Annotated in this window: 12 protein-coding genes; 4 read left to right on the top strand and 8 right to left on the bottom strand. The window is 54.7% G+C overall.

Annotation, left to right across the window (positions count from 1 at the left end; genetic code table 11):
- Positions 1 to 217 precede the first annotated feature (217 nt).
- A complete protein-coding gene (locus tag DWB63_RS07725) occupies positions 218 to 1,453 on the top strand; it encodes a Fic family protein (RefSeq protein ID WP_128328244.1) in 1,236 nt (411 codons plus the stop codon).
- A gap of 446 nt (positions 1,454 to 1,899) precedes the next feature.
- Positions 1,900 to 2,808, top strand: coding sequence for a hypothetical protein (locus tag DWB63_RS07720; RefSeq protein ID WP_128328243.1), 909 nt, complete (start codon positions 1,900 to 1,902; stop codon positions 2,806 to 2,808).
- Between the two features lie 341 nt (positions 2,809 to 3,149).
- Here DWB63_RS07720 and DWB63_RS07715 read toward each other — a convergent pair whose 3' ends face one another.
- Positions 3,150 to 4,331 (bottom strand): iron-containing alcohol dehydrogenase, encoded by a 1,182-nt coding sequence (locus DWB63_RS07715; RefSeq protein ID WP_128328242.1) that lies wholly within the window; start codon positions 4,329 to 4,331, stop codon positions 3,150 to 3,152.
- A gap of 451 nt (positions 4,332 to 4,782) precedes the next feature.
- Positions 4,783 to 6,657 carry a sigma 54-interacting transcriptional regulator gene (locus tag DWB63_RS07710; RefSeq protein ID WP_347231966.1) on the bottom strand — a complete coding sequence of 625 codons (1,875 nt, stop codon included), beginning with the start codon at positions 6,655 to 6,657 and terminating at the stop codon, positions 4,783 to 4,785.
- Between the two features lie 794 nt (positions 6,658 to 7,451).
- Here DWB63_RS07710 and DWB63_RS07705 point away from each other — a divergent pair.
- Positions 7,452 to 7,841, top strand: coding sequence for a DUF2721 domain-containing protein (locus DWB63_RS07705; RefSeq protein WP_128328240.1), 390 nt, complete (start codon positions 7,452 to 7,454; stop codon positions 7,839 to 7,841).
- Positions 7,842 to 7,888: 47 nt separating this feature from the next.
- Here DWB63_RS07705 and DWB63_RS07700 read toward each other — a convergent pair whose 3' ends face one another.
- On the bottom strand, positions 7,889 to 8,377 hold the full coding sequence (locus DWB63_RS07700; protein WP_128328239.1) for a hypothetical protein: 489 nt from the start codon (positions 8,375 to 8,377) through the stop codon (positions 7,889 to 7,891).
- Between the two features lie 265 nt (positions 8,378 to 8,642).
- Between DWB63_RS07700 and DWB63_RS07695 the strand changes: the two genes are divergently transcribed.
- Entirely contained in the window at positions 8,643 to 9,923 is a 1,281-nt protein-coding gene (locus tag DWB63_RS07695; protein ID WP_128328238.1) for an HD-GYP domain-containing protein, read from the top strand.
- A gap of 104 nt (positions 9,924 to 10,027) precedes the next feature.
- On the opposite strand, the gene DWB63_RS07690 is transcribed toward DWB63_RS07695, so the two are convergent.
- The 5 genes from DWB63_RS07690 to DWB63_RS07670 form a co-directional block, all read right to left on the bottom strand.
- Positions 10,028 to 11,272, bottom strand: coding sequence for a glycerophosphodiester phosphodiesterase family protein (locus DWB63_RS07690; RefSeq protein ID WP_128328237.1), 1,245 nt, complete (start codon positions 11,270 to 11,272; stop codon positions 10,028 to 10,030).
- 185 nt (positions 11,273 to 11,457) lie between these two features.
- Positions 11,458 to 13,779: a response regulator gene (locus tag DWB63_RS07685; RefSeq protein ID WP_347231965.1), complete on the bottom strand. Its 2,322-nt coding sequence runs from the start codon at positions 13,777 to 13,779 to the stop codon at positions 11,458 to 11,460.
- A 12-nt stretch (positions 13,780 to 13,791) separates the two neighbouring features.
- Positions 13,792 to 15,138 carry a tetratricopeptide repeat protein gene (locus tag DWB63_RS07680; RefSeq protein WP_128328236.1) on the bottom strand — a complete coding sequence of 449 codons (1,347 nt, stop codon included), beginning with the start codon at positions 15,136 to 15,138 and terminating at the stop codon, positions 13,792 to 13,794.
- A gap of 25 nt (positions 15,139 to 15,163) precedes the next feature.
- The gene (locus DWB63_RS07675; protein ID WP_128328235.1) at positions 15,164 to 16,117 is read right to left on the bottom strand and encodes a type II secretion system F family protein; all 954 of its coding nucleotides are present in this window, start codon (positions 16,115 to 16,117) and stop codon (positions 15,164 to 15,166) included.
- A 9-nt stretch (positions 16,118 to 16,126) separates the two neighbouring features.
- A complete protein-coding gene (locus DWB63_RS07670; RefSeq protein ID WP_128328234.1) occupies positions 16,127 to 17,098 on the bottom strand; it encodes a type II secretion system F family protein in 972 nt (323 codons plus the stop codon).

The following is a 17,098-nucleotide window of genomic DNA, read 5'->3' as shown; positions in this document are numbered from 1 at the left end:
TGAAATTTCACGCCGATCCTTTGTCCTTCGAGAAGGCAGGTGTTTGCGAAAAGCCCCTCATCGAGAGAGCCCGGTACGGATTGAACAAGATCGCTATTTGAAACGCTCAAAAATATAATATCACCTGGATTTGGCAAGGCAGAAAAAACAGTGTAATTAGCCAATTAAGGTAACAACAAGATCGCTATTCGAAACGCTCGTTTTTTTTGGAGGGAGTATGCAAAATTGGTCCTTGATAGTCCCTGAAAGCCAGGACCTTGGACGTTTGAAAGATATCGCCCAGGATCTGGTAGCCTCCTCTGCTTCTCTGGAAGGCAGGGTTGCGCCCGAGACCGCTAGAATTCTTGGCGGCCACCTTCGGCTGATCAACAGTTATTACAGCAATCTCATTGAAGGTCACAAATCGACGCTTCGGGGCATTGAGGACGCAATGAATAAGCGCTTCGATGCCAATGTAGAGAAACGGTATGCCCAGGATCTGTGTGCCGCTCACGTGTTGGCCGAAAAAGAATTGATGGCGGACCTTGAGAACGGGACCATCGGTGATGTTGCAAGTCCTGCCTCGTTGAAACTCATCCATTCACGATTTTACAGCCACCTTTCTGCTGATCATCTTTTTACTCATGACCGAGAGGGGTTCACGGATATACCGGTTTTACCCGGTGAATTCCGTGACAGGCTTATTTCGGTGGGGCCCAATGCAGCGGTGGGAGCCTCTATCGGTCCTTCTCCCGAAGAGTTGGAGAGAGCGTTGCAGCAATTCGCAGACGACTATGGCTCCAGCCATTTCTTTGGTGACGAGCGGCTTGTTGCAATGGCTGCCTCACATCATCGTTTGACATGGCTACACCCATTCAGAGATGGGAATGGCCGTGTAAGCAGGCTTTTTTCGACTCTCTATATGGCCCGCTGCGGAGTCAACAAAGCCAACCTGTGGTCTTTGTCCCGGGGATTGTCGAAAAATAAAGATGCGTACATGATTAATCTGTTCTCGTGTGACCCTGTCCGAAAGGGGGAAGTGTCCGTGCATACCCCAAGTGAGGTGCTTGCAGACTTCATCGAATTCATGTTTGAGGTCTGCTTGGATCAAATTCAATTCATGAGCGGGCTGCTTTCCCTTGAAACGATTGAAGGGCGTATTGAGTGGTATGTTCATGCAAATTCAAAAAAGCATGGGGGGAGTTTACATCCTGATTCGTCCCGTTTGCTCCGGGCTGCTTTTATGCAGGGAGAAGTCCCCAGGGGTGAAGCCGGTAAGATTCTCAACAAGGCAACCTCCACGGCCAGGAAAATTGTAAAAGAACTCATCGAGGCAGGCCTGCTTACATCGGATTCGCCAAAATCCTCTTTGAAGGTGGCACTTCCATCAAAGGCCCTTTCCTTCTACTTTCCCGCCCTTTATGACCCCAGCGTTGTGGGTGAAGATTATATGGCCATGATTGAGAAAAAATAGTGAAAAGCGTTCGTTTTGCCTTGTAAACAGAGGTTGTCCCGGTTGCTCGAACAGGTGGGCAGCAAGATTTATGAGGACAGTTTAACCATCCAGCATATCTGAAGAATTTAACTAACGACTCTATTGTTCCGGCATTGATTTTGGGCCATTTAAAATGGAGACTCTGTGGTGGCCTGTAAGCAACTTTCTCATGCTCCCCCACCAGCTGGGGGTAAGTAGTAAAGCTGTTTCCTGGGAGACCTTGGCTACCAAGAATAAAAAAGTATTGTGTCCCCAGATTGACAAAGCATAAGCATGGAAAATAAAGGGGTACCTACCGGATACGGCATCAAGGATTGCTAAAAACAGTTCTCTACCCGTGTCCTTAAAAAAGGGGTAACCGCGCATTTCCACGCGCCACCACAGGATATAATGCCCCAGAAAATTCCATGCGAAGAGGTTGTTACGTGAAGCTCTACAATAAAATCAGTACGTTTTCCCTGGGCCTTTTGCTTTTTGTCGGCGCACTGTTTCATTGCTCCCCATCCTGGGGGCAGTCACTTCAGACGATCTTCAAAGAGGCTGCTTCAGGTGGACGATTTGCCATGCCGACCCATGGAGAACTGGCCGAGGCCCAACTCCTCTTCGAGCTTCTGCTCGCCGGGAAAAAGAATACCAAGGCATTCGAAGCACTGCTTGATTCGCTCCACATGGAAATGGTCCCCCTGGAACATGAGGGGGACACGCTGACCGTCATACGCGAGGCAAAAGACCGGAAGACCGGGCGAGGATTGTATGTGCACTGCGATGCAGCGCCGGCCTCCGCATATCTCATGGCTCCTCATTCATTCACGGATATCCATACAGGCCGCATCGCGCTCAAGCTGGTGGAACTGGGAGGCTTTTCTCTCACGGCTTTCAATACTGAAAAAAGGTCTCGTGTCGACGGGAATGTCAAATTGAACCAGGACATGGCTCATTTGACCGGGACATATTTCACCGCACTATCGCATGCCATCGCCAAGCAGACAGGCTCACCGAGAGTTGTCCAGCTTCACGGATACGAACAAGGACACCAGAAGACTCCGGAAGCACGTGAAGCAGAGATAATCATCAGTTCGGGACAACGGCCTTTGCTGCCTGTGGTGAAAAAAATCTCGGACAGCCTTTCCAACACCACCCCCTTCTTAACGCGCACATATCCTGACCATGTGGACGAGTTGGGGGGAACGACCAACATTACCGGCAGGATCATGCGTAAGGCGAGGCAGGAAGGTTTTATCCATGTGGAGTTGAGCCGCCCGGTGCGAACCAGGCTCAATAATGATCCGGAAACATTACATAAATTCAATCAATGCATCACAGGTCGCCAGTAACAGGGAACCGGGACAGGCCTTGAATTACAAGGCTTAAAACCCACTTCTTTCATACTAGCACCGACCCTAGTCCAGGCTTGCCTGGACAATTGCACGATTACGCTCCTGTTTGTTGGGAACGCCCCCTTTGGACGCCGGGTTCTCTAGAGAGAGGAGGGGCGAAGACGCACATTTGGCAACGTTATTGTTCTCCATTCTGCCAGCCTGGTTCGTAGATCACTGCTGCAGTCTGCGCAAAGAGCGTTCGTGCGCACGGCGCAGAGGAACGCTCAGCCTATTTCTGTTGCTGTTCTGGATTCCGGAAGGGGCGTCCTTCCGGAATCCTTCTGATGCAAGTCTGTTTACAGCGCCTTGAGGTATATTTCCGTGATTTCATCATCCGTGGCGCAACGCGGATTGGTGAACTTGCAGATATCCAGCTGGGCATTGGCCGTCATGATGGGAATATCGGATGCCTTGACTTCTTTGCCATAGCGTTTGCCCAGTTCTGTCAGGGTCTCCGGGATACCGACATCGACCGACAACTGACGGATGGCCTTCAATGCCAGTTCGGCAGCGTCGCGGGGTGACAGACCGTCCGTATTCTCCCCCATGATCTCTGCCATTTCGGCAAACTCTTCGACCTTTGCGATCAGATTGAACTCTTCGATATAGGGCAGGAGCAGGGCATTGCATTCGCCATGCGGCAGGTTATAGAGACCGCCAAGCTGATGGGCCATGGCATGCACATAGCCAAGGCTGGCGTTATTGAATGCCATGCCGGCCAGGTACTGGGCAAAACACATGCCTTCACGGGCTTCCAGATCCTGTCCGTTTGCCACTGCCCTGCGCAGGTACTTGAATATCAGCTTGATCGACTCAGTGGCGCAGGCATTGGTGATGGGGGTTGCGATCGTGGAAACAAACGCCTCCACTGAGTGGGTCAAGGCATCCATGCCGGTGGAAGCCGTAAGGGCAGGCGGCATGCCGACCATGAGAACGGGATCGTCAATAGCGATGCCCGGAGTGATGCGCCAGTCTGCAATGGCCATTTTGACGTGGCGTGATGTATCCGTAATAACCGCAAAACGGGTCATTTCCGAGGCTGTTCCAGCCGTGGTGTTGACTGCCAGGTAAGGCATCAATGGTTTGGTGGCCTTGTCAATGCCTTCATAGTCGTGGATTTTGCCTCCGTTTGAGACAATTAGCCCTATGCCCTTGCCGCAGTCGTGCGAGGAACCGCCACCCAGCGTGATGAGGCTGTCACACTTGTTTTTCTTGTAAAGTGCAATACCGTCCTCGACGTTCTTGTCCGTGGGGTTCGGGACGGTTTCATCATATACGACGTATTCCATGGATGCGGCGTCGAGCAGATCGGTTACCTGTTTGCAGACGCCGACAGCCACGACGCCTTTGTCGGTAACGAGCAGAGGCTTGCTGCCACCGAGCGCTTTGATCTTTTCAGGTATCTGCTTGGATGCGCCAATACCTATCAATGTCATGCTGGGAATAAAAAAGCCGTACACCTGTTCTTGAAGCGCCATTACTACCTCCTGAGTCTGTTGGAGCTGTTCATGAACACGCCGCCACTGCCAGTCGGATCGCATGGAACATCCATGCCGTACAGTGACGAACATGCCCTCTGTGGATGTCGTTCAAACCTGTCCCCTCCTTTTCTATCCGAATCCCGCAACTTGAAGCTCTTCAGGATAAGCGTGTACAGAAGGTGGGCAACATCCTGTTCAAGGTCACACACCTGAAAGCAAAAGGCAGGCCACCCTGCTCGGCGCCATGATATTTTATATTGGTCTGTTATTTTAGTATGATAGAAAAACCAGAAGAGAAGGCTGCGGCTGGCACCAATGTCCAGAAACTGAACATGTCCACTGGACATGTCGGCAAGCTGGACACAATGCTACGGGTTTTGCGCGTCTATTTTAGGAGAGGCCAACGGGGCCCGCCAGGCGTTCTGGCCTGGCGGGCAGGATGTTCATCTTACGCTTCGCGGAATGCATCCACCTCGATGCGATACTGCTTGAGTTTGGCATACATGGTGGTTCGGGAGATGTTGAGAATTGTCGAGGCACGGCGCAAATTGCCATTGGTTTCACGCAATGTCTCCTGAATGATCGATTTTTGGAATCCTTTGAGCGACAGAGCGCCGCCACCGGGCCCTGTGAGAGATTCCTGCTTCTCACCGGCAACAATATCCTGGGGCAGGTCAACAACGTCGATGGTATTGCCTTGGGCCACATTCACCAACCGTTCCATGCAGTTTTCCAGTTCACGGATATTGCCCGGCCACTGGTATGTCTTCAGGGCGGTCATGGCTTCATCGGAGAGCTGCAGCGGTTTTTTTCGCAGGGTCGTGACGAATTTGTTCAGGAAAACCTGAATCAGCAGTTCCACATCGCCGTAGCGCTGGCGCAAAGGGGGGATCGTGATGGTCAGGACATTCAGGCGGTAATAAAGGTCTTCACGAAAGGCCTTGTTGCGAACGGCGCCGGGAAGGTCTTTGTTGGTTGCCGCAATAATGCGGACATCGATGCGCTTGGCCTGTTTACCGCCCAACCGGGTGACTTCGCTTTCCTGGAGCAGGCGCAACAGGCTCACCTGTGCCTCCAGAGGCATTTCGCCGATCTCGTCAAGAAACAATGTTCCGCCGTCCGCCAGTTCGAATTTACCCGGACTGCCCTCCTTCAGTGCCCCGGAAAAGGCTCCGGCCACGTATCCGAACAGCTCGCTCTGCACGAGGTTACGCGGCAGTGCGCCGCAGTTGACCACCACAAACGGCTCTTTGCGCCGGTTGCTGGCGTTGTGGATGGCCTGGGCAAACAACTCCTTGCCCGTGCCCGATTCACCAACCAGCAGCGTGGTGGCTCCGCTCTGTGACGCGACCTGCGTCAGGCGCAGTGTCTCATGCAAGGCAGCGGAACCCCCGACGATATTGTCAAAGGTATAGACCGCCTTGGCCCCTGCCACCCGTGCCGCATAGTGGCGCATGCGTTTGACGCCCCGCAGAGTCAAGATCACCCCGGAGTCTCCGAAGGGGACACAGGACAAGGTGCAGAAAAGTTTCCCCTCACGCAATTCGAATGAGACCTCCCGGTCGTGAAAAGCGTTTCGATCGGCCAGGATGGATTGGAGTACCGTGCTGGAAGGTATGTATATCTGTATTCTGTCGCCTACGGGCTGGGTGTCCAGACCGAGCATCTTGCTTGCCTGAGGGTTGATGCTGGTGATGACGCCGTCGCATCCGAGGACGATGACGCCTTCGTCCAGTTGTTCCAGAATAACCTTTTGGTTGTGTACCAGACTTCGCAACCGGAGCTGTTCCTCGATGGCGTGGGTGGCTGCTTCCACCAGCCCCAAGGTATGCTGATGGAAATTCTCCGTATCGATGGCCAGATTGAGCGCGCCGACAAATTGTCCGTCGGGATCATGAATGGGAGAAGCAGAACAGCTGAGATAGTGCAGCGAGGAACTGTAATGCTCCGAAGCAACAACATGGATCGCCTTTTTTTCGATAATACACAGCCCCATGCCGTTGGTGCCGATGGTGGCTTCGTCGCATCGCCGTCCCGGCATGCCGTAGGGAACATTGTCGAGGTCCTGGCTTGTTGCCGAGGCGTAGAGCACCAGTCCGGTTGTATCGACCAGCGTGACAACGCTTTTCGACAAATGAATGGAGTGCGCCAACTTGTCCATGATGAGTTTTGCGCTTTCCACCAGATGTCGATTGAAGGCAATGGCCTTTTCCAGGGCGGGCGTATCAATGGGGCATAGCGGCAGGGAACCACTGGGCATATTGGCTCGGCGGCAGCGTTCCCAGGAACTGTGGATCACCGGGCGCACCACACTGGGGTCCACTGGACACCGGGCCTGAAAGCGTTGCCATTGCTTTGTTATTGCAGATCTTCGATCATGTGACAAAGGAGACCAGACTCTTTTTCCCATTGAACAACCTCACAGATAGAATCCCAGTACCCTGCTGCCCAGCACTGACGTATTGTCCGGACACAGTTTTCCGCCGAAAAAACTGTTAAAAATCAAACAAACAAGCTGTTTGTAAAGACACGCCCCCGTTGCTATCAATGAAGGGTTTGTCTGAACTCTATGAAATGGAGAAAACAATTACAAGTGCATAAACAGATTACAACACACTGAAACACTTCCTGAATTTCAGACATACACAGTATGGAATAAGGCAAAAGAAGAGACGGTATGCATAGCCGGGGTGGTGACGGATCAGGCAGGAGAGGCGTTTCCGCCTTGGGAATACAGAGGGGCAGAAAATATGGGAAATCTCAAATCTGGGGGGACACAATCCTATTTTATCTTTGGCCGCCCAGGCTGCCCAGGCAATAACAATTTCCTGAGAAGCCGTTCAGTTTTCTCCACAAAGTCAATATTCCCAACTTATGGGGACACTTTACCTTTTTTTTACAGATAGACATGGTGTCCCCCCCCCGAATTGTTATTGCACAGGTAAATGCTAACATCATATGATCTCTGTCACCATGTTAACAACGGAACAACGGCCGGCCCTTTGGCGGGCAATCGGAATATCGTAAATCAGACCGCTTCCGGCAGGGCCGACCAAAGTGCCCGGGAAGCCATTTTCCTCGGAACAAGGAAATTCAGAAACAACAAGGGATATCCCCATGCAAATGACCGTCACGACCCCGGCCCTGCTTTTCCCGGCCATCTCGCTCTTCATGCTTGCCTTTACCAACCGGTTCCTGTCCCTGGGAGGCCGCATCCGCAGCCTTCACGACCAGTACATGAAATCCGGGGATGCCGGCATCCGCGCCCAGATCGAGAACCTGCGCGTACGCGTGCACATGATCCGCCACATGCAGGGGTACGGCGTCATGTCCATGCTCGCCTGCATCTTTTCCATGGTCTGCATCTTTCAGGAATGGCTGCTGGCCGGGCAGATCCTGTTTGGCCTGAGCCTGATCTTCCTGATCATCTCCCTGGTCTACTCCTTCATGGAGATACGCATTTCCATCAAGGCCCTGGACATCCTGCTCAAGGACATGGAGCAATAAAAAAGGCCCCGGTCACTGCCGGGGCCCATAAAAAAACGGAATGCGCCTTAGATATAGAGCGTCTTGAAATTCTGTTTCACGTCGGGATACCGCTTGAATTCCTCGTATTCCCCGGCTGCTTTCTGCATGTAGGCGACCAGTTGCGCGATCATCTTGCCGCGCTGAATTTTCCGATTCCACGACTTGACAACCAAATCCTCGTTGGTCTGCAGGGACACGGCGAATTCCAACACCGTGGACTCGTTGATCTCATCGACGGAACCGACCGCATTCACGGTCAGGTCAACCCTGGTAAAGGTATTCCGGTGTTCGCTGACAACCTTGTTGATAATACCCACTTCCTGGGTGGTCAAACGCAATTGCTCCAGGGAAACCGATCCCCTGACCGAGACCAGACCGGACAACCCCCCAGCCGCCTGTCTCTGAAACAACTGGGTCTTGAAAAAAAACAACCCGACTCCTGCAACCAGGAACAGGGCCACAACATACACACCGACCGGGAACTGTTTCCCGGTCCTCGCCCTCTTGGAAACCATTATACACCGCCTTAAAATTCATTATATCCGGTAGGAAAGCATGTGGAAAACATATTTTCATTCTGGTTTTTATAATATTTTACGGTTCTTGGCAAATTGTTTTAATACCCCGCTTCCACAAGTCCGCCCCAAGATGTCATCATCGTCCGCGTATTGCTAAATTCAATACTTTCCAATTAAAAACTCTATCTTACTAAGTATTTATAATCCCTCCACGCATCAAAACAGTTGTCTGGCATCTTCCTATGATGTAAAATTGTTCATCATGGTGGATAAAAACACTCCTGAATACCGCATATCCGTGGACCAGCTCCGACCCGGCGTCTTCATTCGGCTCGAAAAAACCGGCTGGTTCGACCACCCTTTCCTGTTCAGCAATTTCAAAATTAAAGACTTCGACCAGATAGCCCTGATCAAAAGGCTGGGCATCACGCATGTTCTCTGCATTCCTGAAAAATCAGATGTCCTGCCCGCCAGTCCCCAGGTGGAAGAAAAGCCCGATGCACTGCCAAAGGAAAAACAACTTTCCCAGGAAGTCATTGACCACTTATGGGTAATTAAAAAGGAACGGACCCGACGCCTCAAGGAAAAAAAAGAGCAGATCGCCCTGTGCGAAAAACGGTTCAACATCTGCATCAAGGCTTTCAAAGGCATCCTCAAGGGGGTGCTCAGCGGTAACGTCGAGTCGTCGGAAGCCGCTGTGGAATTCGTCGACAGGCTCTCGAACTATTTCCTGGGAGACAAGGAATCCACCCTGCATCTCATGAACGTCATGGACAAGGCGGAATCGAGCTATTCCCATCCCATGAACGTGGCCGTCCTTTCCCTGATCGTGGGCAAGGAGGCCGGCCTGGACAAGACCGAAATGACCACGCTCGGATTGGGAGCCCTGTTCCATGACATCGGCAAGGATCGCATCCCCAAGATGCTCCTGAAAAAAAAGAGCGAACTGACCCGCCCCGAACAGGACATTATTGAACAACACCCTTTGTTCGGCGCAGGCCTGCTGGACAAGATCGACATCTTCCCCAAAAAGGTCGGCCAGATCGTGGCCCAGCATCATGAGCGCATGGACGGTTCGGGATACCCTGAAGGATTGAAGGGAAACGAAATTGACCGCCTGGCCCGGATCATGGCCATTGCCAACGCCTACGACAACCATTGCAACCATGACGACCCCATGGAGTCGCTGACTCCGTACCTGGCCCTGTCCTACCTGTTCGGCCAGCAAAAACACCTCTTTGACGTGGAGGCCCTCGCCCTGCTCATCCGCTGTCTCGGCGTGTACCCGCCCGGAACCGTCGTAGAAATTACCAACGGCGAAGTCGGCATGGTCATGGCAGTGAATCCGAAGAACCAACTCAATCCAAGCATCATGCTCTACGATCCGAACGTTCCCAAGAAGGAAGCCCTCATCGTGGACCTGGCGGACGAGCCTGACCTGCGAGTGGAAAAATCCATCCGACTGGCCCAACTCTCCAGGGAAATGTACGAATATCTTTCGCCGAGGACACGAATCACCTATTTCGTGGACCCTACCCTCTAGCAGTTTTCCGGCTTTTCCCCGACAGTCCGCACCCCGAACCGGACAGACAAAAAAAGCGGACCGGAATCATCCGGCCCGCATTCCTCTTCATGTCACAGGGCTTGTTACAGCCCCTTACAGTTGGCGTAGTAGGTCACGGTGGCGGGCCAGTCGCTGAATATCCCGATGACCCCCACCTGCTGGGCCAGCACGTCCACCAGGGTCATCATGTCGCCGGGCTTGCGGATCACGTCCTTGATCGACTGGTAGTACCACCCGCCGCCGTCGGCCAGCAGGCCGGACCGCTCCAGCGACCATGTGATGATACCCAGACCGGCGGCCTTGGCCTGCCTGGCGTACTCCGAAGGCCTGATCTTGCCGTTCTCGACAGTGACCAGAAACCACAGGGGCGGAGCCACGATCTTCACGCCCTCGGCCTTGAGCTCGTCGATGGTCGGAGACCATGTCTCTGGCTTGTTGTTGTCAAAACCCTCAAGCCCATCCTCATCAAGGAACACGGCCTGTCTGCCGAACTCTGGCTCGTTCCTGAGCCAGTACAGGATGTCATCCAACTTGAAGGACTGGGCATAGACCATGGATGCATCCACGCCTGCGGCCTTGTACTCGTCAATCATCTGCTGGGCGTATTTTTCCTGCGTGTAATCGCCCTGGTAGGGCATGTCCACGCTGGGAGTCTTCAGTTCAGGCGTCATCTTCACCCCCAGCTTCTTGAACAGTTCAATGGACTCGGCGTGGGTAAGCACGGTGCCGGTGGCCGTATACAGATCGGTGCGCCAGGCAGGCGTGCCTTTCATGAACGCCTCGACCGTGGTGGCGGCTGGATCGGAAGCGTCCATTTTGCCCTTGAGCCGCTTGAACTCTTCCACAGTCAGGTCGCTGGTGCAGCACATGGCGGTGGCTGGTTCCAGTACCTTGCCGGTGGCGGCGTCGATCCTGGCGGGCCGGAACGGCTTGGAGCACTTGGCGGCCAATTCGGGGATGGCCAGGATATCGGTGGTAGTGGCCAGATCACACTGGGAATGGCGGCAGACCAACTGGCGATCCTTGGTAAAGGCCACATCGCATTCGAGCACACCGGCGCCCATACGGGCGGCGGCCTCGTAACTCTCGCGGGTATGCTCCGGGAACTGCATGGGCGCACCCCGATGGCCGATGGAAAAGTCGGTCTTCTTGAACGGCCCGTCCGCACACATCTTGAGGGAATCCTTCAGCGGCCCGTCATCCATGTTGTCCACAAGATAAAAAGGCCTGGGGCCGAGCTGGACAGCGTCACCAGCGGACGCCACAAGGGAGCCGCCCATCAGGCAGACAGCAACCATCCCCACAATGAAAGCAAAACGCAAACGCATGGTTTCCTCCGGGAATCAGTAAAAAGTGCATATGGAAACAACAAGTAATCCATAAACATATAGCATGGACCCGAAATCGTTCACATTGCAGGATGGCGGCAACAAGGAAAACTTTGGGTTACGGCGCAAGTGGCGACTGTAACACGGAAGCCGTGGAATGCCCCGATGCGTTGCGGGAAAAAGAGCTATTTTTGGGAAAGCAAACGGCTGATGGAGGCCACGAGGTCGTTCTTCAGAATCGGTTTCATGATGAAATCGCCGATGCCGATGTCGCGCAACCGGTCGTAGGAAACGGCATCCGAAAACCCCGTACACAGGATAATTGGGATATCCGGCCGAATCTTGAGCACCTCGCGGGCGAACTCCATGCCGGTCATGTTGGGCATGGTCTGATCAGTGACGATCAGATCGAAATCCGTGGCCTTGAACTTGAATGCTTCCAGGGCCTCGATGCTGGATGTTCGGGTGACGACCTCGAAACCACAGGATTCGAGAATCTCCCGCCCGATATCGACGAGAGGCTTTTCGTCGTCCACAAACAGGATACGTCCTTCGCGAAACACGAGTTCCGTGGGCATCTCCAGGTCTCCACGCTCCACTTGAGAACTCCTGGGTAAGAAGACATGGAAGGTGGCCCCCTGCCCCGGAAGATTCACCAGATCCAGATACCCGTCGTGCCGCTTGACGATGCCATGCACCATGGCCAGCCCCATGCCCGTTCCCTCGCCCTGCTTCTTGGTCGTGAAGAAGGGATCGAACACCCGGTCGACCACGTCGGGATCAATGCCGGGACCGGTATCGGACACGGTCAGGCGCACAAACCGTTCCGCCCTGCCGAGATCTTCCGGCGGGATGACAGCATCGTCCGGGGAAACGTCGGCCAAAGTGACGGTAAGGGTGCCGCCGCTTTCCTGCATGGCGTAAGACGCGTTGCCGCACAGATTGAGCATAATCTGATGTATCTGCGTCGGGTCGGCCATGACATGGTCCTGGTCGGTCTCCATGCGGGAGATGATCTCGACATTGGTGGGCACGCTGGCCCTGAGCAGCTTGAGGGCTTCCTTGATGAGCGGCGTGAGCGTCATGGCATGCCGCTCCTGCGGACCCTGCCGGGAAAAATTGAGGATCTGGGTGACCAGATCACGGGCACGGCGGCCCGCACGGGAAATCTCCCCGATGCGACGGTCCAGACCGGAGTCGGGCTCGGCACTGGACTCGATGATCTCGGCGTAGCCGAGAATGACGCCCAGAATGTTGTTGAAATCGTGGGCGATACCGCCAGCCAGGGTTCCCAGTGCTTCCATCTTTTGGGACTGACGAAGCTGCTCCTCCAGTCGCTTCGGCTCAGAAATATCAAAAAGATAGCCGCGCAACTCCTCCACATTTCCATCGGAATCGGTCACCGTATCGCAACTGACGAGCAGGTGCCGCCGAAGCATGCCTTGGGAAAAAACCACTTCATGATTGGCCAGGCGTCCGGCACCGGACACAAGATCACTCAAGGATTCCGAAGCCCCTGCCTGATCCCACAGATCGAAGATGTTTGAACCGTACGCATCCTGTGGCGAGATGAAATGGAACAGATCGGCAAAGGCCACGTTGCACTCCAGGATGAGCCCGTCCCTGTCTGCCGCAAAGTTGCCGGTAACGTTTTTTTCAAAGAGCAGCCTGTAGCGCTGCTCGCTGGCCTGAAGTTCACGCAACACGGCGGCGCGTTTGGAGATATCGAGCCGCAGCCGACGGTTGGCCGCATTGAGCTCACTGGTGCGGGCCTCGACCTTGACGGCCAGGGTTTCATTGAGGTCGCGCAGCCGGTTCTGGGCATCCCACTTGGACCCGAGCGACAGGACAATCTGCTTGAGTTCGGGTGAGCGAAAGGGTTTCTGGATGAACAACAGCTTTTCGGGCGGCTGAACGCGCTTGTTGATCTCCTTCAGGGGCACGGTATGACTGGACGAAAAGAGCACGATCTCGATATTCGGGTCCATGGCCCGGATTTCCTTGGCAAGATCCAGTCCGGCCAGGGATTTGCCATCATCGGACAGGTGAATGTCGATAAGGGCAATGGCAAAGGGACAAGCGATCTCAAGGGCACTGGACATGGCCTCCTTGGCTTCATCCCCGACAGTCGCAAAATCGATCTCAAACACAGGCTTGCCGGCGTCCTCATCGATCTCCTCCCTGGACGGGAGCCTTGCATCATCACAGAACAGCGCTTCCAGCGCGGACGGCTCCTCGACTTCATAGCAGAGGATATCGCGATAAAACGTGAGCATATACTCGTCGTGATCCACGGCAAGAACGCGAAAACGCGTGATCATATCGGCTGCCAAGAAGCGTCTCCCTAATCGGCTCAAGCCCCAGGTCGTTGTCTTACTCCGCGAGGAAACATAATGAAATCCATCGGAAAAGGGAAGGTTCGGTTCAAACACAGGCACCCCGGAACGGACAGGGTCAGCCTGTCCGTCCGAGGTACCGCCGGTGCCGATATCCTTCTTGTCTTTCATAAACTTCCCGCCTTACAAATGGAACCCTTCCACCTTGGGGACAACGCGCTCGAAGACCGGCGCGCGTTCGAGGTTCAGAACGGCCAGCACGTCGGGACGCTCGGCCTTGGCCTCGTCGATCGAAACGAAATTGCCGACCAGAACTCTGTACCAGATGCCCTTGTCTCCAAGGTTCACCTGATTGATCCAAATGTCAAAGCCCTGCTTTCTCAGATCCGCACAATGGTTGAAGGCGCTTTCGTGGTCGCGCCAGGAACTGACGTGCAGGCCAAAGGACTTTTCAAGTATAGTGTCTGCCCCGGAACCCGGCTGCTCAAACGATACCTTCTGGATATCGGAGGTACGGGGTGGCGAGCCTGCGGACGCGGGAGATGCCGCAGGCTCGCCGGGGTTCTGCTTCGCGTCGGGGAAAGACTGACGAAGCAGAGGGTTCGGGGTGGAACCGCTGATTTGGGTGCCGTTATCCTGGAAGCGGGCGGCCAGACGCGCGCGCTTCAGATTGTCGGCGGCCTTCACGTAATAGCTGGTGGATAATTCAATGGCCTTCTCGAAATACGGCACGGCCTTGGCGGGCATATTGTCCGTCAGCAGAACGTATCCGAGATTGTTGTTGGCCTTGGCTTCGCCACCGGCATACTTGAAGGATTCGAGGGCCTCGTCGAACCGACCCATACGGGTCAGGGCCAGCCCCAGATTGTTGTAAGTACGGGCGGACACGCCGCCGGATTGCAGGGCCAGGCGGAACGCCTCCACAGCCTTGCCATATTCCTCGCGGGCAATATGCACCACGCCAAGATTGTTGTAGATATCGTCGACATCATTGCCCTGGTGCAGTTCCAACGCACTGTTGAAATGCTCGATGGCCCGACCGTGTTCGGACTCGCGGTCATAGAGGATGCCCAGATAGTTGTTGGCCTTCCAGAGCATCGGGTTCAAGGCCACGGCCTTGACCAGATGGGCCTCGGCTTCGGTGTACAGGCCGGCCCTGAAATAGACGCCTCCGGCGGCCTCGTTGGCAATGGCGTGATCAGGGTCCTTTTCCAGGACGTTGTTGAACTCGGCCAAAGCCTGCTCTTCCAGCCCCTGATCCGTCAGCAGGTTGCCCCGCTTGACGCGCACATCCAGGTTGTCCCCGTCTAGTTCGATGGCCTTGTTGAAATGCACGAGGGCCATTTCCGGCTGGGAACGCCGAACGTACCCGTCGCCCACCTGCTCATGCTGCTCACTGGAAAGGTTGATGGAAGAGTCTTCGCCGTAGGCGAGTTGGTCAAATGTCTTGTCGTCATGGGACTTGCCCATGCAGCCGGAAAGAACGAACCCGGCAAGAAGGGTCATGGTGATGAAAATAGTCTTGTGCATGATAAATCTCCTTGGCTCTTCGGGCCTACTTGTTCATCACAATGAACATGTCCATACACATGATCACTGCTGGTCCAAGGATAGTCACGAAGAGGGTCGGCAGGATAAACAGAATAAGGGGAAGAAGCAGCAACACAGGCATCTTGGCCGCCTTCTCCTCTGCGCGCTGAGAGCGCTGGAGGCGCATTGCATCGGAATAGACACGAAGAGTTCTACCAACGCTTATGCCGAAAGAATCGGCCTGGATGAGCAGCGAGGTCAGGCTGTTCAAATCGTCCAACCCCGCCCTGAGCGCCAGGGACCGAAGGGCCTCCACGCGGGATTTTCCCGCACGAAGTTCCAGTGTCAGCAGCTTGAACTCCGAACTGATGATCGGGCCGGAGGTCCGCATTTCGTGGCAGACCCGATCCACGGCCTGGTCCAGCCCCATGCCGGACTCCACACAGACCACCAGCAGATCGAGGGCGTCGGGCAGCTCGTCGCTGAGCTCCGCCTTTCGCCTGGCGATCTTCTTTGACAGCCAATATTCCGGTCCGTAGACACCCAAGGCAGCCAGAAGCACGGCACCAAATGCGGTTACGGCCAGGCTCGTGTCAGTAATTATCAGGTAACGGGCAGCCAGGAATATGCCTGCAAAAACCACGGCCAGGCATCCCTTGAGGCCCTGAAAGACCTTGTAGGAATCGGGCTTGCGCAGACCGGCCTGAACCAGGCGCATACGGCTCTTGTCGATTTCAGCGGTCTCGGAGGGACCTATCTTGGTGCCGAGACGGCCGAAGAAGTCAACAACGTTGCCGAGCACAACGGAAAGCGGCGCAACCAGAGCGGCAGACCGCTTGACCGTGGTGCCGGACACACGCTCCTTGAGCCTGGCCGATTCATTTGCGCCGCTCAGGTAGCCTATGAGGCCGTACCCGGCCAGGAGAACGGAAACGAAACCGATACTCGCCGCGAACAGGGGGATCATTTGTTCATTCATGCCACCCTCCTAGACCTTTATCTTGATGATCCGGCTGATGATGATCGAGCCGAAGACCATGGATATTACAGCGCCCCAAGTCATGTTTTGACCCAGTTCGCGGGTCCACAAAAGACTGACGTAATCGGGATTAACCGCATAAAGAATGCCGCCAAGAACAAAGGGAAGCGCCACCAGAATGTAGGCGGAAATACGCCCTTCGGCCGACAGGATCTTGATCTTGCCGAACAGGGCGAACCGTTCGCGCACCAGACTGGCGATCTTGGCGATGATCTCGGCCAGGTTGCCGCCGGTTTCGCGCTGGATGTTCACCGACACGACAAAGAACTTCAGGTCCGGGCAATCCACCCGCTTCTGGAGATTGGCAAGGGCCCGGTCCACGTTCATGCCGTAGTTTATCTCGTCCAGAGTCTTTCCGAATTCGGGACCTATGGGAGCATCGAACTCATTGGCCACCATGCGCATACCGCCGCCGAAGGTGTGTCCCGCCTTGAGGGCGCGGGCCATGAGGTCCAGCGCTTCCGGAAGCTGCTTTTGAAACTGATCCATACGCTTGCGCTTCATGGACTGAAGTCGCCAGAGAGGGATGTACCCGAGCAGAATGGTTGCGGCCAGACTGACCCATACCCTGCCGGAAAAGGTCCCGACATAGAAACCGATCACGGCCAGCAGGGCGCAAGCAAGCAGATATGCGCCTGCCGAACCCTTGGCATCGGCCTGATACATGAGTCTGCTGAACCTGGCTGACCAGCGCATGCTTTCGAGCAGGCGGTTGAACAGGGGCACCTCGCTCATGGAAGTCTCGCGCAGAACCAGGTCCACGATGTCTGGATCGACATCCGACATGGCCAGGGCCTTGAGACGGCTCTTGACGCGGCGCTCGGCCTTGTCCGATCCCGACTGCATGAGGGAACCTATGCCCATGATGAGCATGAAGACGATGAACACGGCCACAACGGAAATGATGATGGTCAGTGACAT

This window comes from Pseudodesulfovibrio sp. S3 (assembly GCF_004025585.1).
GTDB lineage: Bacteria > Desulfobacterota > Desulfovibrionia > Desulfovibrionales > Desulfovibrionaceae > Pseudodesulfovibrio.
This window is presented reverse-complemented; position numbering and strand designations above follow the sequence as displayed.